The sequence below is a fragment of the Herminiimonas sp. CN genome (genome assembly GCF_000622895.1).
In the GTDB taxonomy this organism is placed as follows: Bacteria; Pseudomonadota; Gammaproteobacteria; order Burkholderiales; family Burkholderiaceae_D; genus AVCC01.
The window spans coordinates 1-25,435 of the sequence record NZ_AVCC01000045.1; the positions used below are offsets into that span (position 1 = coordinate 1).

Consider the following 25,435-nt stretch of genomic DNA (forward strand, 5'->3'; position numbering starts at 1 on the left):
CAATTTCCCTGGCGCAGGGCTTTGTGCAGAAAAATAAGCGGCCAACCCGCTGATCTGCTCGTCGCTCAATCGTGCACTGATGCCCCACATATACTCGAATCCGGCAGGATCTGAACGCCCGTGGTTTTTGAACGATTTCAGTTGTGCCTCAATATACAGCGGTGTCTGTGCAGCCAGATTCGGGAAGTTCGGCGACTCTGAAATGCCTTGAACACCATGACAATTGGAACACACCTGCAAGGCGACTGTTTTGGCTGAAATAGTCGAATCGCCCAGAGCCCGCGACCGTTCCGGTAAAGAGCAACCGGCAATGATGGCAACCAGGGCCATTCCCAGAGACAGATACCATCCTTTCCGCTTAAAGTTCTCAAATCGCGCCTGATCAGTTGGGAGCGCTATGCCTTGTGCGGGCTCACGGTTAAAGTGCTGATTCATTTAGTAAGCTCCCCACACATAGAAGAAAAATGTATTGTTATCTTTCGGATTACGGCCTGCCCCATCGTAGTTGCTGGATGCTCCGTGAAAGCGGTTGAAGGCATAGTATTGGGCGCCAACCCGAACGTATTGCACCGGCGTCCAGAACACTTCAGGAATCCAGCCGCGGGTATCAGGGTTCGTTGCAATATCCGGGTACAAGATGGTATCCGACGACCCGGTGGTGCTGAAGTAGCTCAGACTGGCACCATACTTCGCCCGATAAATATAGCTGGCTTTCAGCTTTAACTGATTGAGCGTATTGGACGCATTGGCGGCAATCCCGGTCACGTCGCCATTATTGATGGTTTCCCTGATGTAGCTTGCCTGTGCGGTGACGGTATGCGGATCCAATATATACTGATATTGGGCATCTATTCCCCTGTCGCGATAGCGTGTAGTCGGGCCGGTCGAATTCAAGGGATCAGGGTAGGTATCGGCATTCATGGCTAACACGCCGACCATCGCATTATGAGGGCCCCATTCGTGACTGAGCGCCAGTCGCACATAGGGATTCATGCTCTTGAGTTTTGGATCCAGGCCCGATGCAGGGGTGCCTGCGCTTAAAAATTTAAACGTGCCGTCGGCAGTCCGATACCCTGACAGCTCTGCGTACAATGTCTTGTTCCAGAACGCATAGGCACCTATACCTGCCGCCTGCTGCCCGAGCTGGCTAATGATGGGACTGGCGTCGGGCCCGGTGACACCAAATCCGGTCGGGACATATTGCATCCACGCCGGTGCGGTATTCCACGGGTCGGCCAGGGAAGGATTGTTGTTCAGGCTCAGGCCGACGATGATGTCTTTGGTCGTATCGATGAAGCGGTCGGCGTAGCGCACATCCATGTTGTCGGCACCCCACCTGCCTGTTCGACCATCATCGCCACCATAGTTATTGTAGGTCGCTTGTGCAAACAAGCCGACATTGTCAGTGACTTTGCCAGCCAGGAACACGCTGCCGGTTTGAAACAGGGCAACCGCATCCTTGGCAAAGGCCGCATCGCTGGTCGGATTCGAACTCTTGGTGAAACTTGCGACGCCCATAACCGATAGGGGCACGGTGCGCGTACCGATCGTATAACCGGTCAGCTTGAACATGCGCCCATAGGGGGTAAGTTCAGGAAATTGCCCGCCTGCATGGCATGACACACAATTTTGCCCGGTTTGCCTGGCAAAGGCCGGCAGCGCATGAGCGACTAGCGGGCTCAAAAGGCTTTGCGCGACAAGAAGCATAGCCAGGAAATGGGTATATCGGGATCCCAAATAACGTGACATGAACGAATGCATTTTTAGGCTCTTTCCGTCGAATGGTTTTAGGAATTCTGATTGCCAACTGCCGACTCCACCTTGTAGAGGACGACAATAACCAATCTTCAAAATTCACGTTTCCAACTACTTCCGAAACTCATCGTACAGAAATATTTTTAATCAAAGTTGCGTTCTATCAAGTTTTCCATAAAGAAGCAGTTCCATTTTTTAAGCAGAAATTTACCGGCATCAAGTGACATCTTGCACATGCACACTTATCCGCAGTGCCGCCCGCGGTTTCCTGCGCAGGGGAAAGGCGTGCGGCGCGATAGGTAACCGGTAACCCGGCCTGCCGCCCGCGCGGTCGGCAATCAGGCCACTGCCACTGCAAGCAAGATTTCAAATCACGCCGCGCTGCTTCAGCATCGCGATCTGCTGCGGCGTGCGTCCGATACTGGCGAGAATTTCCGCCGTGTGCTGGCCCAGCTCCGGGCCGACCCAGCGGGTTTCGCCTGGCGTTTCTGACAGTTTCGGGACTATACCCGGCAGGTCGATCGGCGCGCCGTCGGGCAGCGTGAAGCGCTGGATCATGTCGCGCGCGCGGTAGTGCGGGTCCTGATAGATGTCGGCGGCGGTGAAGACCCGGCTGCTCGGCACGTCGGCCGCTTCCAGCAGCTGCAATACCTGCCCGATGTCGTGCTGCCCCGTCCAGTCCGAGATCGCCTGGTCGATCAGGTCGTTGTGCCGCACCCGGCCTTCGTTGCGCGCCAGCGCCGGGTCTGCGGCCAGGTCGGCGCGCCCGATCGCCTGCATCAGACGCTTGAAAATGCTGTCGCCGTTGCCGGCGATGATGACGTACAGGCCGTCGCGGCACAGGTAGGTGCTGGACGGCGAGATGCCCGGCAGGCTGGCGCCGCTGCGCTCGCGCACCTGGCCGCTGGCGCCGTATTCGGGGATCAGGCTTTCCATCACGCCGAACACCGCCTCGTACAGCGCGATGTCGATGAACTGGCCTTTGCCGCCGTTGACCTTCAGGTGGTGCATCGCCAGCAGCGCGCCGATCACGCCGTACAGCGAGGCCAGCGTGTCGCCGATGCTGACCCCGGTGCGCACCGGCGGGCGGTCGGGAAAGCCGATCAGGTTGCGCAGCCCGCCCATCGATTCGGCAATCGCCGCAAAGCCGGGGCGCTGGCTGTACGGGCCGTCCTGGCCGTAGCCGGAGACCCGCACCATGATCAGGTTCGGGTTGATCCTGGCCAGGTCGTCCCAGCCCAGGCCCCAGCCTTCCAACGTGCCGGGGCGGAAATTCTCGATCACGATGTCGGCATCCCGCACCAGCTCGCGCACGATTTGCTGGCCTTCCTCCGACTTCAGGTTCAGCGTCAGCGATTTCTTGTTGCGGCTTTGCGAGTACCACCAGAGCGAGGTGCCTTCATGCAGCTTGCGCCAGTTGCGCAGCGGGTCGCCGTCGGTCGGGGATTCGATCTTGATGACTTCGGCGCCGAACTGGCCCAGCAGGCTGGCCGCATACGGGCCGGCGATCAGGGCGCCGAGCTCGATGACTTTGACGCCCTGCAGCGCGGCTTGCTGGCCGGAAGACGGATGTTCCATTGCGGTGTTCCCTGAGTATCGGTTAAAAGGGGGCTGCGGCAGCGCAGCAGCAACTGCCACGGGTTTCCATCAGGCCAGCGCCGGATAGTCGGTATAGCCTTCAGCCGTGGCGTGATAGAAGGTGGCCGGATCCGGCGCATTCAGCGGCGCATCGAGCTGCAGCCGGCGCGGCAGGTCCGGGTTGGCGATGAACAGTTGCCCGAACGCCACTGCATCGGCCTCGCCTTTTGCCAGCAGCTGTTCGGCGCTGGCCTTGGTCAGCTGCTGATTGGCGATATAGACTCCGCCGAAGGCTTTCTTGAGCTGCGGGCCGAGCCGGTTTTCGCTTTGCGCTTCGCGCGCGCAGATGAAGGCGATGCCGCGCTGGCCCAGTTCGCGCGCGACATAGCCGAAAGTCGCCGCCGGATCGGAGTCGCCCATGCTGTGCGCATCGCAGGCCGGCGCCAGATGTATGCCGACCCGCCCCGCGCCCCAGACCGCGATGCAGGCGTCGGTTACTTCCAGCATCAGGCGGGCGCGGTTTTCGATCGATCCGCCGTAAATGTCGGTGCGTTGGTTGCTGCCGTCCTGCAGGAACTGGTCCAGCAGATAGCCGTTCGCGCCGTGGATTTCGACGCCGTCGAACTGTGCCGCCTTGGCGTTCTCCGCGCCTTTGCGGTAGGCCGCGACGATGCCCGGGATTTCCGCCAGCGCCAGCGCTCTCGGAGTGACGTAATCGCGCAGCGGGCGCAGCAGGCTGACATGGCCCTTGGCCGCGATCGCGCTGGGAGCAACCGGCAACGCGCCGTCCAGGAAGATCGGGTCGGAAATGCGGCCGACATGCCACAGCTGCAGCACGATGCGCCCGCCGGCGGCGTGCACCGCGTCGGTCACCTGGCGCCAGCCGGCGACCTGTTGGTCGGACCAGATGCCGGGCGTATCGGCATAGCCGACGCCCTGCGGCGATACCGCGGTGGCCTCGCTGATGATCAGGCCGGCCGAAGCGCGCTGCACATAGTATTGCGCCATCAGCGCGTTCGGCACGCGGCCGTCTCCGACTGCGCGCGATCGGGTCAGCGGCGCCATGATGATGCGATTGGGAAGATCGAGTTCGCCGATCCGGATCGGATCAAATAGAGTGCTCATGCTCAGTTCCAATAGGGTTGAAATAGCTTATATTTTGGGGGGAAAGCGTTTTTTATGCGATCCATGGTGCGACTGAAGAAGCTGCGGCATCCCCTCCATGATATCCTTGCCAGCCCGGAATACACCGCACGATTGCTGTCAATGAATACGCCCAATACTGTCCCAGTTACTGTCACCGCCACTGCCCCCAGCCCGATTCAACATGCCCGCGCCCTGCTTAAGGATCTGCAGGAAAGATTCGTGGCTTTCCGCGAATACATGCCGTTGGCAATCGGCATCGACAAGCAATTGATCGCATTGATGCCGGACACCAACCGCAAGATTTTACGCATTGCGCTGGGCATCCATACCAAATCCCTGCGTTACATGAAAGTCATGGAAAAAGCGACGGTCAGATGCGACCTCGACGGCAACGCCGCCGATGCCATTACCGACGAACACCGCGCCCACGCGTCCGAGGTCTTGCGCGAACGCTTCAAGAAGGACGCCGAGCAGCGCAAGGCGCAACGCCAAGCCGCTGAAGCGCAGCGCGCCGCCGCAGAAGCCGAGCGCCGTCACAGCGAAAAGCTGGGCCAGCTCGCCGCCAAATTCGCGCGCGGCAGCTAGAATACGTAGCCAGGCGCCCGGGCAGACCAGAAAAAACAGGGAGTATGCAAATTTTCATAGCATTTCACGCATAGTTTCATTGCGGTATTAAAATATACCAGGTAGGGTGCGCCATGCGCACCAACGCATTCCCTCAAACCTGCTGCGGGTAGCGCGCCACCGTCTGCTCGATGGTTTCATACATCCGCACTTCGGCCAGGCAACAGTAGCCGATGCCGCCGTTTTCGATGCTGGAGCCGAACAGGCTGCCCTGCTTGTTGGACACGGTGCCGGAGCCGAGGATGGTGCCGGTTTCCAGGGTGGCGAGTTTCATCGGCGTATTCCTGTGCGTTCAAGCCTTGGCCGCGTGGCTGCCATCATGCATCCAGGCCGCATGCTGCGGTGCCTTTTTCGTGCTAGTCCACTCGTTGAGCATGTCCCATTTGACCGCATCGAGCTTCTCCATCATGTCCGGGGTGCCAGTATTGACCGCCAGCTCCAGCCGGTGGCCGCTGGGGTCGAAGAAGTAGATCGACTGGAAGATCGCGTGGTCGGTCGGCCCGACCACCTCGATGCCGTCGGCCTGCAGCCGCTGCCTGGTCTCCAGCAACTCCGCCATCGAGCCGACTTCCAGCGCCAGGTGCTGGGTCCACAGCGGCGTATTGCGGTCGCGGTCCATCGGCGGCTGCTTCGGCAGCTCGAAAAAAGCCAGCACGTTGCCGCCGCCGGCATCCAGGAAGACGTGCATGTAAGGGTCGGCCGCGCCGGTCGACGGCACCCGGTCCTCGGCGATCGCCAGCACGAAATCCATGTTCAGATACTTGCCGTACCACTCGACCGTCTGTTGTGCGTCGGTGCAGCGATAGGCCACATGGTGAATTTTCCTAATCTTCATTGACGTCTCCAAGCGGGGGAGAAATATCAGCCAGTTTTTCATCGGCGCCACTCCTCAGCCTGTGTCCCGGCAAGGTCGCTGAGCACGATTTCCTGAGTACATTAAAGTCGAATTCAATCTACCATTCAAACCCTATTTCCGAATGCATCTACCGGATAATTTTTAAATGCAATCCTGCCGAGCTTGATCGAAGAGCGCTTGATGCTGCACCAACTGAATCAGCGTTCGAGGAAATGTCTGGGCTACCAAACCCCGCATGAGGTATTCTTCGGCTTCGGAATATCCGATTTAAAGCCAGCGCCGGTTGCACTTCGTAATTGAATCCGCGAAACACAAACTATGCAGAACCGTAGAAAATTTATCAAAAACACCACTGTGGTTTTAAGCATGCTTTACCCGGTCTTGTTGCAGCCATTCCTGGCCCACGCATCCGAAACAGAGGCCCAAAAGAAAGCCCTTGAGGCACGCGATGTGACCAGCGCATTAGCGTTGCTAGGCGTACAAAATCCCGGACCCGGCAAGCGCATTCTGCTCGATGTTCCCGAGATTGTGGATGCCAATCTGAGTTTTCCGATCAAGGTATCCAGTGAAATTCCGGGCACCGAATGGATTGCCATTCTGGCGGATAAAAATTTCTACCCGCTGATCGGTCAGTTTGATGTTTCTACCGGCAAAAAAGCATCGGCGGTTGAAGTCAATGCTAAACTCCCGAAAACTTCCGTGATACGGGCGGTTGTGCGTGCAAGCGACAAGTTTTATGTAGTGACCAAGGAAGTAAAAGTCACGCTAGGCCCTTGCAAGAAGTAGCGGCAACGCCCATTTCCTGAAGCCGGCGCACCAATGCCTTGCTTACGCTGCAAGGCGTCCCCTTATCCGGCCGCTTGCCAATCAACGCAGCCCCTGCCGATAAGTACTTACTAATGTTGAGATGAAAGCACCAAGTCCACAATCCATGACCATAGGTCAATTGCTGCTGTCACGTGGCTTAATCATCCAAACCGACTTGGACAAGGCGCTCGCCTTTCAAAAGCAGGCAAAAATGCGGCTGGGTGCAGCTTTGGTGCGTTTAGGGGCCATATCAGAAGATTCGTTACTGCCGGTGCTGGCCGAGCAGCTCGGTCTGACGCTGCTCAATGAAGAAGACATCAAGCTGCAGAACGCGAACATCTTGCGCACGATAGAACAAGCTGGCATATCGCCCGGCTGGTTTTCGGAGCACGGGCTCATTATCTGGGAAAGCGCCGATGGCGTCATTCAATGCGCTGCGCGTAATCCGACCAGTTCGTTCCTGCAGGAAACCATGGCCATGGCGCTTCCCGGCCACGCGCTGAGCTGGCATTTTGTGCGCACCCGCGATGCGGAATGGCTTTCAAAATTATTGCAACCGGTACAGGATAGCAATTCAACCGACGAAATTGCCCATCTCAAGGAACTCGCGGAAGAGGCGCCGGTCATCGAGCTGGTCAATAATCTATTGGCGCAGGCAACCGACGAGAATGCCTCGGATATTCATATCGAACCGGAAGAGCGAGAATTTTACGTGCGCTTTCGCGTTGATGGCGTCTTGCAAACACGCGCAACATTACCGCAGGAGGGTTTTGCCGCCGTCGCCTCGCGCATCAAACTGATCTCGGGCCTCGATATTGCAGAACGCCGGCTACCGCAGGATGGCCGCATAACGGTACGGGCCAGCGGTGCCGACATGGATATTCGCGTCTCGGTTATTCCGGGTGTGCATGGCGAATCGATTGTAATGCGGCTGTTGCCCAAGGATCGTGCCGATTTTGGCCTGGAAAAGCTCGGCATGGAGTCCGATCATTTGCAGCAATTTGTGCGCTGGGCCAAGGAAGTGCATGGCATCCTGCTGGTAACCGGCCCTACCGGCTCCGGCAAGAGCACAACCCTGTACGCCGCACTTGCGGTAGCGAACGACCGTCACAACAAAATTATCACGGTTGAAGACCCGGTCGAATTCAAGATGCGCGGCATCACGCAGATTCAAACCCAGACCGAGATCGGCTATACCTTTGCACGCGCCTTGCGCGCAATCTTGCGGCATGATCCGGATCTGATCATGATCGGCGAGATCCGCGACGTCGAAACTGCCGATATTGCGGTCCAGTCCGCACTCACGGGCCACATGGTATTTTCCACCTTGCACACCAACGACTCGATCTCCGCGTTCACCAGGCTGATCGACATGGGAGTCGAGCCGTTTCTGGTTGCGTCGTCGGTCAGGGCGGTAGAGGCGCAACGTCTGGTGCGGCGGCTCTGCACCCACTGCGCGCAACCGGCCGCACTACCGAATGCCTTGCAGGACCTGATCCAGTCGCTGCAGCAGCGTTTTCCGCAATTGCTCATGGATAGCCCCAACTGGCGCGTCCCGGCCGGCTGCCCGGCCTGTCGTCATTCCGGCTATAGCGGGCGCCTGGGCATTTATGAATTCGTCGATGTCACGCCGGAACTCCAGTCAGCCGTAATGCAACGCATGCCCGCGCATGAACTGACCGCCATTGCCCGTCAGAATGGTTACCGCAACCTGCGCGAGGACGGCATGATCAAGGCATGGCGCGGCCTGACCAGCGTGGATGAAGTATTGCGCGTAACAGGCGTCACCGGCAGCGAGGAAATCTGAAGGTGGAATTTCGCTACCAGGCAATCAATCGCGATGGACAGATCCTGAAGGGGGAAATTCAGGCTGGCAGCCAGACCGACGCGGTTCGCATACTCAAGGGCCAGGATTTAACCCCGGTCGAAGTCATTGAAGTCACCGCGCGACCGGCCAAGGTCGCCTGGCGCACCTCAAAATCCGCGTCAGCAGAAGAAAAAGCGATCGTCATTCGCGAACTGGCGACCTTGCTCGCCGCTGGCGTCCCGCTCGCCGAGGCGGTCGATTCCACCGCCCGCGCCCGCGCGGATAGCGCGCTTGGCAGCGCGTTCGGGATTGTGTACGCGCAATTGCGCGGCGGCGCACCGCTCTCAAAAGCGTTGCAGGAATCCGGCCTCGGCATGCCCGACTACCTGTTCCAGCTGGTCGAAGCGGGCGAGCTCACCGGAAAACTGGCACAGGCCATGCATAGCGCCGCCGACCAAATGGAATATGAAGAGAAGATTCGCCAGGAAATGCGCAACGCGCTAATCTATCCGAGCATTCTGGTATTTTCCGGGATTGCGGCCACTCTGCTGATTTTCGTGATAGTGGTGCCGAAATTCACCAACATGCTCAAGAATACGCGCGCCAAAATTCCCGACATTTCGATCTGGGTGTTGAAAACCGGGCTGTTTGTGAAAGAAAACCTGCTCTGGTTTGGACTCGGCACCTTGGCCGTCGTGCTCGGCCTGACGCTCCTGATCTCAAATCAGAAGGCAAGACGGCAGCTGATGGAAGCCCTTTCGCGCTTGCCTCTGATCGGGGACTGGCTGATCAATACCGAAATTGGGCGCTGGGCTTCGATGCTGGGTACGCTACTGGAAAATAAAGTGCCGATAGTGCGGGCCATGGAACTGGCCGAAGCCGGCGTGCAACTCAGCAGCGTATCGAACAAACTGCATCTCGCGGTGCGCGACCTGCGCGCCGGCAAAAAGCTTGCCGACGCACTGGCATTGCAGCAAACGGTCAACCCGATGGGCATCAACCTGGTACGGGTAGGCGAACGTACCGGCGAACTTCCCGGCATGTTGCAAACACTCGGCCGGCTCTACGAGAACGCCAGTCGCGAACGCATGAAGCGGTTTTTGATCTTGCTCGAGCCCATCACTATACTGACAGTCGGCTGCGTAATCGGCTTTATCATGGTCGCCATCATGCTTGCCATTACCAGCCTATCCACCATTACGTTGTAAGGATCCAATATTCATGAAGCAAATCAAACGACATTCGGGCTTTACCCTGATTGAAATGCTGGTAGTCCTTGTGATTATCGGCCTGCTGGCTGGCCTGGTCGGCCCCAAGCTATTCTCAAAAGTGGATAGCTCGAAAGTCCAGACCGCCCAGACCCAGATCAAGATGCTCAAAGGCACGCTGGAAACCTATCGCTTGGATATGGGTAGCTTCCCGGCCCCGGCGCTGGGCCTGGCAGTCCTGAGCGAAGCTCCGAAAGACGAAAAACTCAGCGCAAAATGGCGCGGCCCGTATCTGGATGATGCACTACCCGATGATCCATGGGGCAATCCCTATCAGTACAGCATGCCTGGCACGAATGGCCAGCCATTTGCGCTGTATTCTTTCGGTGCCGACGGCAAAAAAGGCGGCGAAGGCAATGATGCAGATATCGGCATGTTGCCGCCGCAATAAGCCGCATGCGCTGTCATCAATCGCGTGGCTTTACATTGCTTGAGCTCTTGATCGTACTGGCCCTGATTGGGCTGATCTCCGGCATTGCCGGGCCCAATTTGCACAAACTGCTGGGCGCGGTCGAGAGAGCCACCCGGCATGATGGCCTGGTGGCCGACATCGGCGGCTTGAGCTATCGGGCCTTTGCCCTGGGGCAGGGTTTTGAACTCAGCAATGAGTCGCAGCACAATCTGCTCAATGACGGCAACCCCATTCTTGCCGTGCCGGACGACTGGCAAGTCAAGGTAAAGCAACCGATCAGCTACACCTTCAACGGCTTCTGCAGCGGCGGCGCGATCACCCTGATTGCCCCGGACAGCACGGTCGAACAGATATTGCTGGAGGCCCCGGTTTGCCGGGTACGAAGCGATGCGTCGTAACCAAGGATTTACCCTGTTAGAGGCGATGGTCGCCCTGGTCCTGGTCGGCAGCCTGGGCATGACGCTGTTTGCCTGGGTCAACAGCAGCATAGTCGCCTTGCGCCGGGTGGAAGACGCCAACAACCGCAACGAAGCCATAGCCAATGTGGTGGAATACATGCAGGCCGTTAATCCGATGCAGGCCCCCGAAGGCAAAGCCGATTTTGGCAATTACCAGATCGTCTGGAAATCACGCCCGCTCAGCGATACTGTAGATGGCTCGGCCTACCCGCAAGGCGTCAGCCTGTACCAGCTGGAACTTTTTGAGACTGCCATCGATGCCGCAAAAACCGACAATCCGCACTGGTTCGAGATCAAGATCAGATTGGCCGGCTACAAAAAAGTGCGTGAACTCAAGCTGCCCTTCTGATGAAAACACGCATCCACCATGCCGGATTTACGTTGGTCGAGATTCTGGTCGTGCTCGTCATCGTCGGCCTCATCTCCAGCATATTGCTGCAGGCGCTCGATCAAGTATATAAATTGCAAAGCCGCTTCGGCCTCCAACTGGCGCAAAGCCAGCAAGGTGCAATGTATACCGACTGGTTTCGGCAAGCGGTGCAAGGCTTCCAGACCGACTATCCGGATGGCAAAAACAAATTCAAGGCGGATGAGAGGAAAATCGAGGGCTTGACCACCAATCCGCTCTCGGCGGACTACGGCGCGCCCACCGCTATCACCTTGCAGCTGGAATACGAAGCTGCGGCAGACAAGACCACCCTGAAATATGCAGCGCACGACCGGAAAATGGACCTGTTTTCCTGGAGCGGCAAGAATAACGGGCGCTTCATCTTCATCGACCAGGCCGGAGCGCCGCACGATAGCTGGCCGCCGGTATTCGGCCAATGGCCGCAATTGCCCAGCGTCATCCTGCTGCAGATGCAGCAGGATTTTGCGCCGCACATCATCGCCGCCACGCCACGCGGCTCGCGCGAAACAAAATATCACCCGCTGAACCTGGCAGGCAGTCCATGATCAGAAGAAAGCAAGAGGGCTTCGTACTGGTATTGACGCTGCTGATCCTGGCCGCCATCACCATTTTCGCCGCCTATTTCGGCGAACGAGTGCAAAAGTCGCTGCAACTGGCGCAACAAAAGCAAAATCTGAACGACAAGCAAATCAATCTCTACAATGTCCGCGCCGAACTGCTGTTTCGCCTGGGCACCGTCCATTTAACGCAATATGGCCTGGGGCCGAAAGACCAGGCAATCGCACTCGATGACCGCAGCTATTCTGTTGATAACACCACGCTGCAACTGCAGGATGCACGCGGCTTATTGAACCTGAACATCGTCAGCGATGAACGCCTGTTCCGTTTTTTGGGTGCGATGGAAGTGCCTGCCGACCAGCGCAATCGCCTGATCGATATCCTGCGCGACTATATTGACGAAGACGACCTGCGTCGCCTCAACGGTGCAGAATCGGGGGAATACCAGAAACTGGGCCTGCCGCCACCCACCAATTTACCGCTGGTGTCGCCGCTGGAACTGAAAAACGTGCTGGGCTGGCGCGATACGGCGCCGCTCTGGAAAAATAAAATCACGGTCGCCAACCTGACCACGGTCGGCAATGTCTTTGGCACCAACCCCAACACCGCACCCTGGCAAGTGCTGGTCTCGTTGCCCGGAATCACGCCAGAACTGGCCCAGTCCATTATTATCAGAAGGCAACTCGAACCGGATATCGGCGAAGGCTTCATTACCCAGATGACTGGCGTCAATAGCTTTCAGGAAATGGGTCAGATTGTCGCCTTGCCGGCCGATAGCGTACGCGTCACCCAGCGCGCGGACGGTTTGCCATGGGCGCTCAGGTATAATGTCCAATTGACTCCAATGAGCAATATTTCCCCTTGGGAAATCAACTATTTTTACCGACTTGAAGAAAAACCCGATCCAGCCATCACGCCTCCTGGCGCAACTGCAGCAGATATTCCGAAGCTTGCACTCCCGCCTCGGCCGGATCGGCTTGCCGTCCCGGCGTCAACTGCATCGCCTTGACGGAGTGGAGCCGGCAGCCCGGCAATTTGGCGCCTCGCAGTGGGTATTGTCGCGCGCGTTATGCCGGTTCAATCGTTTTGATCTGGCGCGTCTGCCCGCCGCCAAACGCAAAGCCGCGCTCGCGCTGCAACTGCCGCAATGGAGCCCCTACCCGGACAGCGATTACGCGGTGGTCTGGCAGGAAGGAATCGCCAGCGTCTGGTGCTGGGACAATGCCTTGGTTGATGCCGAAATCCGCAAGCATGGAAAAAATCCCAAGAAGCAGCAGAAAATTCCCGAATCCCTGTTGCGCTCGCCATTGCAGGACGGGTTGCGGCTTATCAAGTGCCTGGACGGGATTGAAGGCCAGCACTGGCAACAGGGCCAATTGCTGGCTAGTCGCTGGTGGCCGGGGCACATCGGCTCCAACGATTGGCTGGCATTCCAGCGCGAGTGCGGCATTCCCGGCGAGCAGCAGCAAGCCGAGCCCGCGCTGGCGGAAAGTCCGCTGCAACCGTCGCCGTGGAGCAAAATCACCAATCCGGCTGCGGCCTCGGGTGAGGTTGCGCTGGCTGAACTAGCATTCCATGGCCTGCTCATCTGCGCGCTCGGACTGCCGACTATTTATCTCGGCATACAGCAGCATCAGATCAAGGCCGCCATTGCCGCTCGCCAGGCCGAACTGACCGTCTTGAAGCATAAGGCCTCTGCAATCCTGAGTGCGCGCGGCGCCGCACTCGAATCGCTGACCGCACTGAAAGCAATATACGATCACCAGCGTTACCCTGAACCGCTCGAATTAATGGCTGCCGTGTCCCGGAGCTTGCCCGGGAACGGCACTTTTGTACGCGAATGGGAAATGCTGGAGGACCGGCTCAAGATCACCGTCAGTTCGCCCGGCAGCGCCATCGTCGGCACCACTTATGTCGATACGCTGGAGAAAACCGGCCAGTTTGCCGACGTCAAGATAATCACCAACACCGATCCGAAACTGATGACCTTCACCATGACGGTGCTGCCGCTGGGCCTGGCGCCGGCCTCACCCCCTAAGCCGACCGACAAGAATGCCGATGCTGCCACTAGCTGAATTGCGTCAGAACAACCGGCTGCGTATCGGCCTGGCCTTGATCGTCGGCATCATTTGGCTGTATTGGCTGATGGATCTGCGCGACCAGCACACCCAGTTGCTGGATCAATACAAACAGGCAGGCACCCAAGTGGCGCGCCTGCAGGCCCAGCAGAAGCAGACCCAATGGCTGGATCGGGCGGAACAGGCGCAATTCGCGCTGGACGCTGCGCAGGCGCGCATCTGGCACAGTTCCTCGCTCGGCCTGGCGCAGGCCGAACTGCAAGACTGGCTCAATGCGCAGCTGCAGGAACTCAAGGCGGTGCGCCCTACCGTCAAGGTCGGCGACTCCGAAAATAGCGCCAAAGCCGGTGATGCCGCCGACAAGGCTGACGATATGCAACAACTCAGCCACTTGAGAGCGCAGGTCAGCCTGAATTTCGACCCGAAAACCCTGCACGGCCTGCTGATCGCCATGGCTGGAGCCGAAAATCAGATCGTGGTCGATAGCATGATCGTCAGGGCAACCAGGGTCGATTTGACCCTATCCGCATGGTATAAAATAGCCCCCGCCCAGACGGAAGAACAGCCCAAGGCAACAGCAAACACTATGAACAAATCGTAGCGCGGGTTGCAACCCCTTTTTTTCGTAACTATTCGGATACCTATCAGACATTCAGAATTCAGAATTCGTCGCTTATAACGCGCTTCGATAATGAGAGAAGGCCCTGTCCACGAAAAACACGAAAAAATGGATGGGGAAATTTGGTACAAAGAAGAGTGTTATCAGATACAAGGAGCCGTGTTTGACGTGTATCGGGAGATGGGGTGTGGTTTTCTGGAGGCGGTCTACCAAGAGTGTCTCAGCAAGGAATTCTCAAAACGCGGGATTCCATTTGCCTCGCACCAAGAACTAAGGCTTTTCTATAAAGGTGAAGCGTTGCGGCAAACTTATATCCCCGACTTTATTTGCCATGAGTCCATTATTGTTGAACTTAAAGCGCTGGCTGTTACTACGGGAGAGCACAAGGCGCAGGTACTGAACTACCTGAAAGCGACAGGAATGCGCCTGGGTCTGCTCGCCAACTTCGGTTGCCATCCGAAGGCAACAGTCGAAAGGATTGTGTTATGAAGTTTTTTCGTGCTTTTCGTGTCTTTCGTGGATATACGGTGTGACGCCGTTTTTGCATAAGCCCTAACAGAAAGAAAACATGCTCGCCAGGATATCGGCAATTATTGTGCTTGCATTTACCGCCGTCGCCGGCTGGGCATTGTTGCGCCCGGTGACGCTGCCGGCCGCGCATGCGCCCAGGCTGCAGGACGAAAACTGGCAATTGCCGCAGCGGCAGAAAATCGATATCGACAGCCTGATCCTGGCCATCGATGACAACAAGCTCTGGGGCACCGTCGGCCAACCGCCAGCGCCAGCCAACGAAAAACCGCTGACTCCTCCGAACTGGCGCATTAGCGGCGTCTTCGGCGTCGGCAATGACGGCTACCTGATGCTGGCGGTGGACGGCGAACCGATCAAGCAGCTCAAAACCGGCGACAAACTGCCCGGCGGGGCAACCTTATACAGCATCGCGACCGACCGTATCTGCATTCTGCTCAACGGCAAGAAACGCATCTTGGGAATCTACAAAGAATGATGGTTTTTAAAATACTGTATCGACACGCCAGGCAGCGCCTGCTGCTCTCCGGCACCGCAGGCGCCGCCGTCCTGTTGCTAACCAGTTGCGCGACTCCGGAAACGGGCGTAATACCGCAGCCGCTGTATCAGCAACCCGACAGCAGCGCGGTCGGTATCAGCGGCAACGCGGTGGCAGCGACCGCCGCCAGCCAGACCAGGGTCGATGCCAATCCGCTGCCGCCGACCGCCGCGCGCCTGTCGACCGTGAAAGCGGCTGCGCCAGCCGACGGCAAGCAGGAAAAGGCCGATATCACGCTCACTTTCGACCAGATACCGCTGCCGACCTTCATCCAGGCGGTGTTCGGCACCATCCTCAAGAAAAATTTCAGCATCGATCCGCAGGTCGGCAGCAAGCAGGATCTGGTCACGCTGCGCACCGGCTCGCCGCAAACCCCGAGCCAGACGCTGGACACCGCCCGCATGCTACTCAAGAGTTACGGCGTGGCCGTCACCGAAATGGGCGGCTACTATCGCATCACGCTGGACAACAACCTAAACGCCTACGCCCCTGAAATCCGCCGCGGCCGGGCCCAGCCGGAAGTGCCGCTGCCGCTGCGGCCGGTATTCAACCTGGTCGAACTGACGTCGGTCCGAAGCAGCGACGTTTCCATCTGGCTTAAAACGATGTTCGGGCAAAAGATCACCGTCCAGGACGACAACCCGCGCAATGCGCTCCTGATCAGCGGCCAATCGGCCGACATTACCGCCGCGCTGGAAGCGATTCAGGTGCTGGACCAGCCGCTGATGCGCGGCCGCGGCAGCCGCCGGATCGCGCCCGGTTTTGTGTCCGTCGAGGAACTGGCCCGCAAGCTGATCGAAATCCTGACCGCCGAAGGCTATGCGGCCGCCACCAACGCCACCGTCAATGTGCCGATTACGCTGATACCGATTGCCGCCACCAACTCGCTGCTGGTTTTTGCCGGCGACCCGGCGGTGCTCGACCATGTCGTGGCCTGGGCCAAACAACTCGATGCCAGTGCCAGCAACAACAAAGGCAGCGGCGGCTACCTGACCTACCCGGTCAAATATGCGGATGCCCAGGACCTGGCCAAAACCCTGCAGGACTTGCTGAGCTCGGCCGCATCTACGGCGACGACGCCTGCGGCCGCCGGCACGCCCGCCGCCGCAGTGCGCAAAACGGGCCGGATCGTCGTCAACGGCGCCACCAACACGCTGATCTTCCAGAGCACGCCGGACGAATACACCCAGATGCTCGGCATCCTGAAAGAGCTCGATCAGCCGGCCAAGTCGGCCTTAATCGAGGTCACCGTAGCCGAAGTCAGCGTCGGCGACAAGAACCAGTTCGGCATCGAATGGGGCCTGAATCCGATCAACAGCCATAACGGCACCATCGTCGGCGGCACCCAGGGCGGCGTCGGCATCGGCACCGGCGGCCTGACGCTGAACTTCCTCAACAGCGCCGGCCAGATCAAGGCTACCCTGAATGCGCTGGCCAACAACAACCGCGCCAACATCATCTCCACCCCGCGCATCATGGCGCGCAACGGCGAAACCGCCACCATCGAGGTCGGGCAGGAAGTTCCGATCATCACCACCCAGCAAAGCAACGCCAACACCACCATTGCCGGCAGTACCGGCGGCATTCTGCAGACCGTGCAATACCGCACCACCGGCGTGATCCTGAAGGTCAAGCCGGTGATCCACGCCGGCAACCGGGTCGAACTGGAAGTCTCGCAGGAAGTCAGCGCGGCAGCCAGCACCACCACCGGCGTCAACACCTCGCCCACCTTCAGCAAGCGCAAGGTGGAAACCAAACTCTCGATCCGCGACGGCGCCACCGTGCTGCTGGGCGGTCTGATGTCCACCAACAGCAGCGACAACGATACCGGCGTGCCGTACCTGAAAGACATCCCCGGCGTCGGGAATTTATTCAAAAGCAACAAGCGCAGCAACGACAAGACCGAACTCATCGTTCTCATCACGCCCTACGTGATCGATGACGACCTGGTGGCGGAGCAGGTAACCCAGGCCTTCCGCGACCAGATCGGCCCCTGGGCCCAGAATGCGCCGGTCATCCCCGGCACCGTCCTGAAACCGAAAATCGTCGCCCCGGCCAAGGAGACAAGCACGCCGCCTGCCATCGAACAGGCAGCGCCGCCAATGCCGGCCATGCCGCCGACCGCGCCCGCCAATCCGCCAGAGGTCCCGGCGATTCCACCGGCGGACAACGCGCCGCCAGCCGTCATCATGTCGGCTCCTCCTGCCGCTCCACCCGGCTCGATCGGCAACGGCGAAAGCGTGATCGACCCGGCCATCCTGGAGGAATTGCGCAAGGCCGCCGCCGGCCAGAACAAGCCGGTCAAGCCAGCGCCGAAAAAGCCGTAACCGCCCAGGCCGGACTTGGGCGCCAGGATCGGGTGTGCGCACAGGGCGATTGTATGAAGCCACTGCGCTGTCCACGAAAGACACGAAAAGCACGAAAGAGTCAAAGATACGGGGAATAGATATTGCGCGGAAGGTTTCGGAAGAAATGCACACACGTGGTTTTTTCGTGTCTTTCGTGCTTTTCGTGGACGATATGCAGTGATGATTCCGCAGCGCCAGCCTGCATGCGATCGCCTTGCCCCCCGGATTCCCGTTCCTATTCGGCGAATACTTCTTGTAGCGTCTGGAGCGTAGTTGCAAGCGTCTTTTTGTTGACTGCGCCAAACTTTGTCGTCAGCCTGGTCTTGTCCACCGCCCGGATCTGGTCCAGCAGAATCAATCCCTTCTTGCCGCCGTGGGCAATCGGAATGCGAAACGGCGCCGGCCGGTTGCCGGTCGACATCGGCGCAATGATCACGGTGCGCAGATGATCGTGCATTTCGGCAGGGGAAATGACAACGCACGGGCGGGACTTCTGTATCTCGCTTCCGATGGTTGGATCAAGATTGACCAACCAGATGTCGCCCCGCACTACCACGCAAGCTCCGCATCCCCGGCATTGGCGAACTCCGGCAGCACCAAGGCATCGTCACCTGACTGGGCCAGCGCTTTGCTCGCTTCCGCCCATCCGCTGCGAACCGGTCGGGCCGGTGCGCGCACGACCAGGGCGCCATCTTCCATAGACACTTCCGCCGCATCCTCAAGGCCAATTTGCGCCAACAATGAGGCCGGAATGATCATTCCTTTTGAATTGCCGATACGGCGTATTGCGATGCGCACAAGCGCTCTCCTTAAATAATCACGATGCTATACCAGGGGCGCATTCGCGTCAACAACAATGTTATAACATGAATGCACCAGGTTCGCACCGCGCCGACGTTCGACAGCAGAGCAATCGCATGAAGCCAGCAGTGCGAAACCAACACACCGTATCTCCACGAAAAACACGAAAGACGCGAAAAACCACGGTGTGCATTTCTTCCGTAGCCTTCCATGCAATATTTATTTCCCGTATCTTTGACCGTGCTTTTCGTGTCTTTCGTGGACAACGGTGTGGCTTCATGCAATCGACAGGAAAGAACTGGACGCGGCGGTGAAAGCCGTGGCCGCCGCCCGGCAATCGGCGCGCCAAGGAAAGACGGCCTCCATCCCATTATGAGAAACACGAAAAGACTGCATGACAGCCGGCGCAGAACAGTTGCCGCATTTTTATGTTGAATAGGAGTATTTCTGTCATCGCACTAAAATAGTGCGGAAAACACTCTATTTTAGCCATACTCCAAGCAAAATCGAAACAGCGCAGGCTGCATCCGCGCTACTTGGCCATGCTGTGGCGACGAAACCGGGCGCGCATAAAAAAACAGGGGCGGCCATTGCTGGCCGCCCCTGTTCCTGCTGCTTACTTACTAATTACATCTACTGCAACCGGCTATTATTGCGCGCCAGTCATGTCGGAGAATACACCAGCTGGGCTGGACATGAACGATTGTACATTCAGACCAGTTGTAGGGCCAGTTACACGCAGACGCGGACGTGCAGTAGCGCCACCAGTAGGAGCACCCAGTGCTGCTTCAACTTCAGTTGCAGTCAGAGTCACTGCACCAGCAGCTGGCAAGCTGCCAATGAGAGTGGCCGCAGTACCGAGCGTACCGTCAGCGTAGACAAACTGACCGGTGATCGGTGCTGTTTGAGCGCCGGTGTTGATCACACGGATGAAGCTTTGGTAGCCGACTGCCGCTGCCGGGATGTAGGAACGTACATCACGCAGCGAGCCGTTGTATTGCAGAGCGTACAGAGGCGTTGCCGCGATCGTGTTCGCTGCATCGGTCCCTACAGTTTTGGTCAGGCTGACTGCGGCTGTCGGAGCAACAGGAGCAATTGCGTTAACTCCATCCGCTGTCATGCAGACGTAGTATGGCGTGGCGGTCGCAGGAACAGCATTACCAGCAGTTGCCGGTACTACGACAGCGGTGGCTGCAGTAGCTGCCGTCACGGCTGCCGATGCTGCGGAAGTAGCAGTACCAGCAGCGCAGTTAAGAGCCGAGTTCAGTGCGAAAGTCGCGCCAACTGGGAATGAACCGCCATTTGGAGAGACAGTCACTGATGTACCGGCAAACACCGCGCCTGCAGCTGCAGCTGCACCACCCAACGCATAAGGCGCACCAGCCAGAGTGGTTGGTGTAACTGTTGCATTGTTGGTGAATACGTAGCGACCCAGGTTGACCAGGGTTGCAGCAGCGCCGTTGACTTTATTGGCGAAAGCGGAAGCAGAAGGTACTGCAGCCAGATCGATGCGTGCTGTTTCTGGGATTGCAAACGCTGCAGCGCTGGTAACTGCGCCGGTAATTGCAGCTGCCGAGGTGGCGATAACTGCAGGTGCGGAAACTGGATCTTGGTCAGCTGGCAGCGCTGCTGCAGCTGTGTTGACTGCCAGACCGGACAAGGAACCGGTGATAGCAATAGTGCCGCCGGCAGTTGCCAGTGTGCTGGAGGTTGCAGTCACTGCGCCGGCAGCCGGAGTCCAAACTTCTGTGGAATTAACTGGCAGGTTAACCGCGGCAAGTGTAGTGTTAGTGTAGGTCACTGCGATGGTGTTGTCATTCGGTGCGGCACCGATAGCAATAGCAGTAGGAGCGCCCAGTGCTGTTGTAAATGCACCTGCGAAATCACCAGCAACAGGTGCTGCTGCGAAAACGTGGCTACCGGACAGACGGAAGTACAGGGTGGTGGTTTGGCCAATTGCCAAAGTCACGCCGCCGGCATTCGAAACTGCATAGGAAACAGCAGCTGGCGTTACAGCTACAGTCGCTGCTTGTGTCGCGCCAAAATTTTCTGTTGCAAAGGTGTATGTCGTTGTAGCCAGGTTGCCAGCTTGCGCGCCGACAGCCATTGCCAGCAGCGCGCCTACTACTGCCGCTTGCAGGATTGAATTACTTTTCTTCATATTGTGCTCCACACATTATCAGTTGATCAAACTAGATTGGTCTTTCGAAAAACCAAACACAGTATATCGCCTAAAACCGGAACTATTGCGAGGCAACCGTGTCAGTTTGCGAGAAGATACCACTGGTGTTGCAGGAGCACAACGATTTTTTATGGCGGCAAGGCTGCGCAAAACGGCGGCAGCGCTTGCAGCGCGCCTGTTTACGCGGCTTTGCGGCGGCAACTGGTGCGGTGCGGCAGAGGCCGGCTGCGGCGCTTTGCCATCTGGATTTGGGCGGTTGTGCGTTATTTTCGTGGTAACGCCGCAACGCCGGAGTCAGGCCCACGCTGCGAAACTGCCTGCAAAAGGATGTGACGATCAGCAGCCGCATCGGTAAAATCGCTTTTTTGCTTTGGAGGGTAATGCGATGAAACATTATGCGAATTACGCGAGGCCGGCGCTGCTGGCGCGGGGCCTCTTACTGGCGGCATTGCTGGGCTTGGCCGGCTGCGCCGCGACGATCGGCGAGCCGACGGCGGACAGCCTGCTGCAACAGGTCGGCAAGCACGACCCGGCGGCGCTGGATACGCTGAAAACCCGCGCGCAACAGGGCGATGCGCTGGCGCAGGACAGGCTGGGGCTGGCCTACCTGCTGGGCCAGGGCGTGGACAAGGATGCGGCTGCGGCTGCCGAATGGCTGCAGAAATCGGCGCAGCAGGGCTACTCGTATGCGCAGTTCCGGCTGGCGTATCTGTATGAAGAAGGCATCGGGGTGAACAAGGACATGCAGCAGGCGCTGGCCTGGTACGAAAAATCGGCGATGCAGGGCAATACCGCGGCGGCTTACACACTGGGTTTACTGTATACCGACGGCAAGTCGCTGCCGCTTGATCGTGAACAAGCGGAAAAATGGTATCTGAAGGCGGCGGAAAAAGGCATGCCGGAGGCGCAGCTGAACCTGGGCGTGCTGTATCGGGAACAGGGGCCGGCAGGGTCAACCTGGACGCCGCAATACGACAAGGCGCTGGGATGGTTGCGCAAGGCGGCGGCTGCCGGCAACGCAAAGGCGATGCTGAACCTGGGGGGCATGTATGAAAACGGCCTGGGCGTGGCGCAGAGCGATGCCGAGGCGCTGGCCTGGTATCGCAAGGCAGCCGATGCCGGCAACTGGATGGCGATGGGCAACATCAGCCAGGCTTACCGCGATGGCAAGCTGGGCTTGCCGCAGGATGCCGCGCTGGCCGACGAGTGGTACAAGAAATATTTTGCTGCGCAGTTGCCGCCGGCCAAGCCGTAAGCCGGCGTCAGGCTTGCGCCCGGGCACCGGTCAGGAATTCCGGTCCTCGGGCGCGATCGCGCGGGCCGCGTGGAAGCACGATACAAGGCATAGTATGCAATAAAACACTGCATTTAATGTCCAACTTTGCTACGCTATTGAAATATACTCATGGCAATAGCATGAAGCAGACAGTGCGCAACCAGCACAGCATATCGTCCACGAAAAGCACGAAAGACACGAAAAAACCGCTGTGTGCATTTCTTCCGAAACCTTCCGCGCAATAGCTATTTCCCGTCTCTTTGACTTTTTCGTGCTTTTCGTGTCTTTCGTGGACAGCGCTGTGGCTTCATGCAATCGCCCTGCTTACACCCCGGTCTTGCGCTGCCAGAGGGAAGGACGGTTAATTAACGCTCTGAACAGCGATCCAGTTTTGAGCCGGAAATTGTAATAAATTTACAACAAGATATTTACAATTATTATTGTAAAATTAATTTTTCAAAAGCAATAATTCCTGAGCGACGTTAATGTCACGCTGCTAGGCACCGCAACCACCTTCCGCAAGGGCGCAAAAATGTTGAAAAACTTTCTGACCGGCATCGCACTCGGCTTGCTCGCGCAAGCGGCAGTTGCAAGCAGTGCCCCGGACCTTTTCGTGCCCGCCGCCACATCGTCGGCGCAGGCGCGCGCCATCGGCAGGGAGGCAGCGGCGCCCGGAACCAGCGCGGTGCAGCTGAATATGGCCGCGCTGGCCGCGCTGCCGCTGCATGCGCAGGCGAATTTCACGCTGCCGGGCAACAAGGGGCTGCATGCGGTGGTGTTCGACCGGCTGGAAACGGCGGCCAGCGGCAACATCAGCTGGATCGGCCATCTGAAAAACCACGGCAACAATTACCGCGCGATCCTGACCTCCGGGCCGGCTGGCGCTTACGGGCGCATCCTGACGCCGGAAGGCGAGTTCAGGCTGCATTCGGTTGCCGGAAACCAGTGGTTGCTGGACACCGCCGCCGCCAATCTGCAGCCTTTCATCGCCGCGCATGACGATAGCCTGGTGCCGCCGGTTGCGGCCGGGTTGGCCACGGTGAGCGCAGCGGAGTTGCGCGGCGATTCCCCCACCCTGCTGGCCGCCGCACCCACCCCGAACAGCACGATCGACCTGATGGTGTTGTATACCCCGGGCATGATCGCGGCGCTGGGCTCGGCCTCTGCCGTGCAGACGCGCATCGATAACCTGATTGCGATTGCCAACCAGGCCTATATCGATAGCGAAGTCGCCATCAGCCTGCGCCTGGCGCATGCGGAACCGGTGTATTACAGCGATGCGACGGATATTTCCACCGCGTTGGACGCGCTGACTCACGGCACCGATCCGGCTTTTGCCGGCGTGGCCGCGCTGCGCGACACTTACGGCGCGGACCTGGTGAGCCTGCTGCGGCCGTATCAAGGCGCATCCGCCTGCGGCCTGGGCTGGATCGGCGGCTCCAACAACACGCCGATCTCGTCGTACGCCGCTTACGGCTATTCGGCGGTGGCGGACGGGACTTACGGTTCTTACTATTGCTCGGATTACACCCTGGTGCACGAGCTCGGCCACAATATGGGCAGCGTGCATGACCGAATTACGGAAAATGCCCCCAGCGGCGCAAGTACGGGCGCCTATAGTTATTCGTTCGGTTACGGCCTGAATAATGCCTTCACCACCATCATGGGCTACCCCAGTTCATTCACGAGCGCGCCGCGCATCGGCCGTTTTTCGAATCCCTCGATCACTACCTGCATGGGGCTCGCCTGCGGCATCAGCGCCTCTTTCAGCAATTCGGCCAACAACGCTCTTTCGCTCAACAATACGCGCCTGGCGGTGGCCGGCTTCAGGGCGGCGCCAGCGGCACTCGCGCAAGGCAAGCTGGATATCCGCACTTACATCCCGGCGGCCGAAGCCGGCAGCGGCTACACCAGCCATCTGCGCATCATCAACACCGGCAGCAGCGCCACCCCGGTTTCGCTCGGCTTCGTCAATCCGGCCACGGGGATTGCCGGATCGTCCGGCCAGCTGATTGCATGGTTGCCGGCCGGCGCTGCGCAAACCTTTTCTGCGGCACAGGTGGAGGCGGCGACTGGACCGGTGCCAGCAGGCCAGCGTCCGCGCATCCGGGTATTTGCCGCAAGCGCCGCGACGATTGAAGCGCAATCTTTCCTGCTGCAACCGGGCGGCGCCTTCAATGAGGTTTCCGGCGCACGCAGCGGCTCAAGCGTCACGATCCGGACTTACGTTCCCGCCGCAGCGGCGCCGTCCGGTTATGTCAGTTACCTGCGCGTCATCAACACCGGCAATGCGGCTACCGCAGTTAGCATCGCCAAAATCGATCCGGTGTCGGGCCTGACGGGAGCGCCGCGCAGTCTGATTGCCTCGCTGCCGGCAGGCGCCGCAATCACCTATTCGGCAGCGCAGGTAGAGGCTGTGATCGGGAGTGCGATTGCCGCCGGCGAGCGGCCACGGCTGCAGGTCGCGGGAGCCGGTTCGACACTGGACGCACAATCTTTCCTGATTCAACCCGGCGGCGCTTTTACCGAAGTTTCAACCGGTAAATCCGGCACATCGGTCGATGTGCCCAGTTATGTACCTGCGGCAACTGTCGGCTACAAGACTTTCCTGCGGGTGGTGAATACGTCGGCAACGGCAACAGCGGTAATGGGAGCGATGCTGGATGAAGCCAGCGGTGCAGCCGGCATTCCCCGCACCATCATTGGCTCGCTGGCAGGTTTCGGTGCGACAACATTAAGCTCGGATCAGGTGGAAGCCGCACTGGGCGTGGCGATCCCGGCCGGCAATCGCCCGCGCATCCGGGTCAGCTCCGCTACCGCCACCCTGGAGGTGCAGTCTTTCCTGCTGCAGCCGGGCGGCGCGTTTAACGAAATCTCGAACGCGGTCACTGGCACTTCGGTGGCGGTGCGGACCTATGTGCCGGCAGCAGATTCGCCAACCGGCTACACCAGTTATCTGCGCGTTATCAATACCGGCGCCACGGCAACGCCTGTGAGCGTGGCGCTGGTCGATGGCGCCAGCGGAACCGGCGGCAGCCCAGGCACCCTGGTTGCCGCATTGCCGGCCGGCGCGGCGCGGACGTTTAATTCCAGCCAGATAGAGTCTGCCCTGGGCACCGCAATTGCGGCCGGCAGCCGGCCGCGCATCGTGGTAAGCGGCAGTAATGTGCTCGAAGTGCAGTCATTTCTGACCCAGCCGGGCGGCGCATTCACCGAGGTGTCGGGAGGGCAGTAATGCGGCGGATGGCGAGGTAAAGAGCCTTGGTCCAAGTATCAGGACGATTGCATGAAGCCACACCGCGGTCCACGAAAGACACGAAAAGCACGAAAGAGTCAAAAATACAGAAAATTTATTGCGTGGAAAATACTCAAAAGAAGAGGCAAAAA

24 protein-coding genes and 1 pseudogene are annotated in these 25,435 nt (G+C 58.7%); 16 read left to right on the top strand and 9 right to left on the bottom strand.

Annotated features, from left to right (window positions below; genetic code table 11):
• The 4 genes from HMCN_RS17620 to HMCN_RS0110715 form a co-directional block, all read right to left on the bottom strand.
• Positions 1-435 (bottom strand): cytochrome c (locus HMCN_RS17620; protein ID WP_202962662.1); only part of this gene is annotated, 435 nt, incomplete at its 3' end.
• Positions 436-1,749, bottom strand: coding sequence for a cytochrome C (locus tag HMCN_RS0110705; protein ID WP_238552104.1), 1,314 nt, complete (start codon positions 1,747-1,749; stop codon positions 436-438).
• A gap of 372 nt (positions 1,750-2,121) precedes the next feature.
• Positions 2,122-3,333 (bottom strand): CaiB/BaiF CoA-transferase family protein, encoded by a 1,212-nt coding sequence (locus HMCN_RS0110710; protein WP_025917385.1) that lies wholly within the window; start codon positions 3,331-3,333, stop codon positions 2,122-2,124.
• 69 nt (positions 3,334-3,402) lie between these two features.
• The gene (locus HMCN_RS0110715) at positions 3,403-4,458 is read right to left on the bottom strand and encodes an alkene reductase (protein WP_025917386.1); all 1,056 of its coding nucleotides are present in this window, start codon (positions 4,456-4,458) and stop codon (positions 3,403-3,405) included.
• Between the two features lie 141 nt (positions 4,459-4,599).
• Between HMCN_RS0110715 and HMCN_RS0110720 the strand changes: the two genes are divergently transcribed.
• Positions 4,600-5,064 carry a ProQ/FINO family protein gene (locus HMCN_RS0110720; RefSeq protein WP_035626693.1) on the top strand — a complete coding sequence of 155 codons (465 nt, stop codon included), beginning with the start codon at positions 4,600-4,602 and terminating at the stop codon, positions 5,062-5,064.
• Between the two features lie 163 nt (positions 5,065-5,227).
• Here HMCN_RS0110720 and HMCN_RS0110725 read toward each other — a convergent pair.
• A pseudogene (locus HMCN_RS0110725) lies at positions 5,228-5,362 on the bottom strand (2-keto-4-pentenoate hydratase); the annotation flags it as partial.
• A gap of 33 nt (positions 5,363-5,395) precedes the next feature.
• Positions 5,396-5,938, bottom strand: a complete 543-nt coding sequence (locus HMCN_RS0110730) for a VOC family protein (protein WP_025917389.1) — start codon at positions 5,936-5,938, stop codon at positions 5,396-5,398.
• 339 nt (positions 5,939-6,277) lie between these two features.
• Between HMCN_RS0110730 and HMCN_RS18315 the strand changes: the two genes are divergently transcribed.
• The 13 genes from HMCN_RS18315 (at position 6,278) to HMCN_RS0110795 (ending at position 17,768) form a co-directional block, all read left to right on the top strand.
• Positions 6,278-6,745, top strand: a complete 468-nt coding sequence (locus tag HMCN_RS18315; RefSeq protein WP_081801478.1) for a thiosulfate oxidation carrier protein SoxY — start codon at positions 6,278-6,280, stop codon at positions 6,743-6,745.
• 145 nt (positions 6,746-6,890) lie between these two features.
• On the top strand, positions 6,891-8,573 hold the full coding sequence (locus HMCN_RS0110740) for a GspE/PulE family protein (RefSeq protein ID WP_025917391.1): 1,683 nt from the start codon (positions 6,891-6,893) through the stop codon (positions 8,571-8,573).
• A 2-nt stretch (positions 8,574-8,575) separates the two neighbouring features.
• On the top strand, positions 8,576-9,781 hold the full coding sequence (locus tag HMCN_RS0110745) for a type II secretion system F family protein (protein ID WP_025917392.1): 1,206 nt from the start codon (positions 8,576-8,578) through the stop codon (positions 9,779-9,781).
• Between the two features lie 13 nt (positions 9,782-9,794).
• Positions 9,795-10,232, top strand: a complete 438-nt coding sequence (gene gspG, locus HMCN_RS0110750) for a type II secretion system major pseudopilin GspG (protein ID WP_025917393.1) — start codon at positions 9,795-9,797, stop codon at positions 10,230-10,232.
• A gap of 5 nt (positions 10,233-10,237) precedes the next feature.
• Positions 10,238-10,651, top strand: a complete 414-nt coding sequence (locus tag HMCN_RS0110755; protein WP_081801479.1) for a prepilin-type N-terminal cleavage/methylation domain-containing protein — start codon at positions 10,238-10,240, stop codon at positions 10,649-10,651.
• On the top strand, positions 10,641-11,060 hold the full coding sequence (locus HMCN_RS18320) for a prepilin-type N-terminal cleavage/methylation domain-containing protein (RefSeq protein ID WP_025917395.1): 420 nt from the start codon (positions 10,641-10,643) through the stop codon (positions 11,058-11,060). The genes HMCN_RS0110755 and HMCN_RS18320 overlap by 11 nt, the downstream gene beginning before the upstream one ends.
• On the top strand, positions 11,060-11,665 hold the full coding sequence (locus HMCN_RS0110765) for a prepilin-type N-terminal cleavage/methylation domain-containing protein (RefSeq protein ID WP_025917396.1): 606 nt from the start codon (positions 11,060-11,062) through the stop codon (positions 11,663-11,665). Before HMCN_RS18320 ends, HMCN_RS0110765 begins: the two co-directional genes overlap by 1 nt.
• Positions 11,662-12,687, top strand: a complete 1,026-nt coding sequence (locus HMCN_RS0110770) for a general secretion pathway protein GspK (RefSeq protein WP_025917397.1) — start codon at positions 11,662-11,664, stop codon at positions 12,685-12,687. The genes HMCN_RS0110765 and HMCN_RS0110770 overlap by 4 nt, the downstream gene beginning before the upstream one ends.
• Entirely contained in the window at positions 12,629-13,753 is a 1,125-nt protein-coding gene (locus HMCN_RS0110775; RefSeq protein WP_155837534.1) for a hypothetical protein, read from the top strand. Before HMCN_RS0110770 ends, HMCN_RS0110775 begins: the two co-directional genes overlap by 59 nt.
• The gene (locus tag HMCN_RS0110780; RefSeq protein ID WP_155837536.1) at positions 13,737-14,357 is read left to right on the top strand and encodes a hypothetical protein; all 621 of its coding nucleotides are present in this window, start codon (positions 13,737-13,739) and stop codon (positions 14,355-14,357) included. Before HMCN_RS0110775 ends, HMCN_RS0110780 begins: the two co-directional genes overlap by 17 nt.
• 90 nt (positions 14,358-14,447) lie before the next feature.
• Positions 14,448-14,864: a GxxExxY protein gene (locus HMCN_RS0110785; protein ID WP_051566915.1), complete on the top strand. Its 417-nt coding sequence runs from the start codon at positions 14,448-14,450 to the stop codon at positions 14,862-14,864.
• Between the two features lie 79 nt (positions 14,865-14,943).
• Positions 14,944-15,381 (top strand): type II secretion system protein N, encoded by a 438-nt coding sequence (locus HMCN_RS0110790; RefSeq protein ID WP_025917401.1) that lies wholly within the window; start codon positions 14,944-14,946, stop codon positions 15,379-15,381.
• Positions 15,378-17,768: a secretin N-terminal domain-containing protein gene (locus HMCN_RS0110795; RefSeq protein WP_025917402.1), complete on the top strand. Its 2,391-nt coding sequence runs from the start codon at positions 15,378-15,380 to the stop codon at positions 17,766-17,768. The genes HMCN_RS0110790 and HMCN_RS0110795 overlap by 4 nt, the downstream gene beginning before the upstream one ends.
• Before the next feature lie 256 nt (positions 17,769-18,024).
• Here HMCN_RS0110795 and HMCN_RS0110805 read toward each other — a convergent pair whose 3' ends face one another.
• From HMCN_RS0110805 to HMCN_RS19275, 3 genes are all read right to left on the bottom strand, one after another.
• Entirely contained in the window at positions 18,025-18,345 is a 321-nt protein-coding gene (locus tag HMCN_RS0110805; RefSeq protein ID WP_025917403.1) for a type II toxin-antitoxin system PemK/MazF family toxin, read from the bottom strand.
• The gene (locus HMCN_RS0110810; protein ID WP_025917404.1) at positions 18,339-18,587 is read right to left on the bottom strand and encodes an antitoxin; all 249 of its coding nucleotides are present in this window, start codon (positions 18,585-18,587) and stop codon (positions 18,339-18,341) included. The genes HMCN_RS0110805 and HMCN_RS0110810 overlap by 7 nt, the downstream gene beginning before the upstream one ends.
• A gap of 652 nt (positions 18,588-19,239) precedes the next feature.
• Entirely contained in the window at positions 19,240-20,751 is a 1,512-nt protein-coding gene (locus HMCN_RS19275) for a hypothetical protein (protein WP_155837537.1), read from the bottom strand.
• A 406-nt stretch (positions 20,752-21,157) separates the two neighbouring features.
• Here HMCN_RS19275 and HMCN_RS17635 point away from each other — a divergent pair, with 406 nt between their 5' ends.
• Both HMCN_RS17635 and HMCN_RS18325 read left to right on the top strand, forming a co-directional pair.
• Complete coding sequence (locus tag HMCN_RS17635) at positions 21,158-22,027, top strand: tetratricopeptide repeat protein (protein WP_025917406.1); 870 nt, start codon at positions 21,158-21,160, stop codon at positions 22,025-22,027.
• A gap of 553 nt (positions 22,028-22,580) precedes the next feature.
• Complete coding sequence (locus tag HMCN_RS18325; RefSeq protein ID WP_025917407.1) at positions 22,581-25,283, top strand: reprolysin-like metallopeptidase; 2,703 nt, start codon at positions 22,581-22,583, stop codon at positions 25,281-25,283.
• The last annotated feature ends 152 nt before the right edge of the window (positions 25,284-25,435 follow it).

What these genes read in the sequence shown, in the direction of transcription:
- HMCN_RS0110715 (WP_025917386.1), bottom strand. Translation starts at nt 4,458, where the DNA reads ATGAGCACTCTATTTGATCCGATCCGGATCGGCGAACTCGATCTTCCC.
- HMCN_RS0110740 (WP_025917391.1), top strand. Translation starts at nt 6,891, where the DNA reads ATGACCATAGGTCAATTGCTGCTGTCACGTGGCTTAATCATCCAAACC.
- HMCN_RS0110770 (WP_025917397.1), top strand. Translation starts at nt 11,662, where the DNA reads ATGATCAGAAGAAAGCAAGAGGGCTTCGTACTGGTATTGACGCTGCTG.
- HMCN_RS0110780 (WP_155837536.1), top strand. Translation starts at nt 13,737, where the DNA reads ATGCTGCCACTAGCTGAATTGCGTCAGAACAACCGGCTGCGTATCGGC.
- HMCN_RS0110720 (WP_035626693.1), top strand. Translation starts at nt 4,600, where the DNA reads ATGAATACGCCCAATACTGTCCCAGTTACTGTCACCGCCACTGCCCCC.
- HMCN_RS18315 (WP_081801478.1), top strand. Translation starts at nt 6,278, where the DNA reads ATGCAGAACCGTAGAAAATTTATCAAAAACACCACTGTGGTTTTAAGC.
- HMCN_RS18325 (WP_025917407.1), top strand. Translation starts at nt 22,581, where the DNA reads ATGTTGAAAAACTTTCTGACCGGCATCGCACTCGGCTTGCTCGCGCAA.
- HMCN_RS0110785 (WP_051566915.1), top strand. Translation starts at nt 14,448, where the DNA reads ATGAGAGAAGGCCCTGTCCACGAAAAACACGAAAAAATGGATGGGGAA.
- gspG (WP_025917393.1), top strand. Translation starts at nt 9,795, where the DNA reads ATGAAGCAAATCAAACGACATTCGGGCTTTACCCTGATTGAAATGCTG.
- HMCN_RS19275 (WP_155837537.1), bottom strand. Translation starts at nt 20,751, where the DNA reads ATGAAGAAAAGTAATTCAATCCTGCAAGCGGCAGTAGTAGGCGCGCTG.
- HMCN_RS0110705 (WP_238552104.1), bottom strand. Translation starts at nt 1,749, where the DNA reads ATGTCACGTTATTTGGGATCCCGATATACCCATTTCCTGGCTATGCTT.
- HMCN_RS0110755 (WP_081801479.1), top strand. Translation starts at nt 10,238, where the DNA reads ATGCGCTGTCATCAATCGCGTGGCTTTACATTGCTTGAGCTCTTGATC.
- HMCN_RS0110710 (WP_025917385.1), bottom strand. Translation starts at nt 3,333, where the DNA reads ATGGAACATCCGTCTTCCGGCCAGCAAGCCGCGCTGCAGGGCGTCAAA.
- HMCN_RS0110765 (WP_025917396.1), top strand. Translation starts at nt 11,060, where the DNA reads ATGAAAACACGCATCCACCATGCCGGATTTACGTTGGTCGAGATTCTG.
- HMCN_RS0110795 (WP_025917402.1), top strand. Translation starts at nt 15,378, where the DNA reads ATGATGGTTTTTAAAATACTGTATCGACACGCCAGGCAGCGCCTGCTG.
- HMCN_RS0110790 (WP_025917401.1), top strand. Translation starts at nt 14,944, where the DNA reads ATGCTCGCCAGGATATCGGCAATTATTGTGCTTGCATTTACCGCCGTC.
- HMCN_RS18320 (WP_025917395.1), top strand. Translation starts at nt 10,641, where the DNA reads ATGCGTCGTAACCAAGGATTTACCCTGTTAGAGGCGATGGTCGCCCTG.
- HMCN_RS0110730 (WP_025917389.1), bottom strand. Translation starts at nt 5,938, where the DNA reads ATGAAGATTAGGAAAATTCACCATGTGGCCTATCGCTGCACCGACGCA.
- HMCN_RS17635 (WP_025917406.1), top strand. Translation starts at nt 21,158, where the DNA reads ATGAAACATTATGCGAATTACGCGAGGCCGGCGCTGCTGGCGCGGGGC.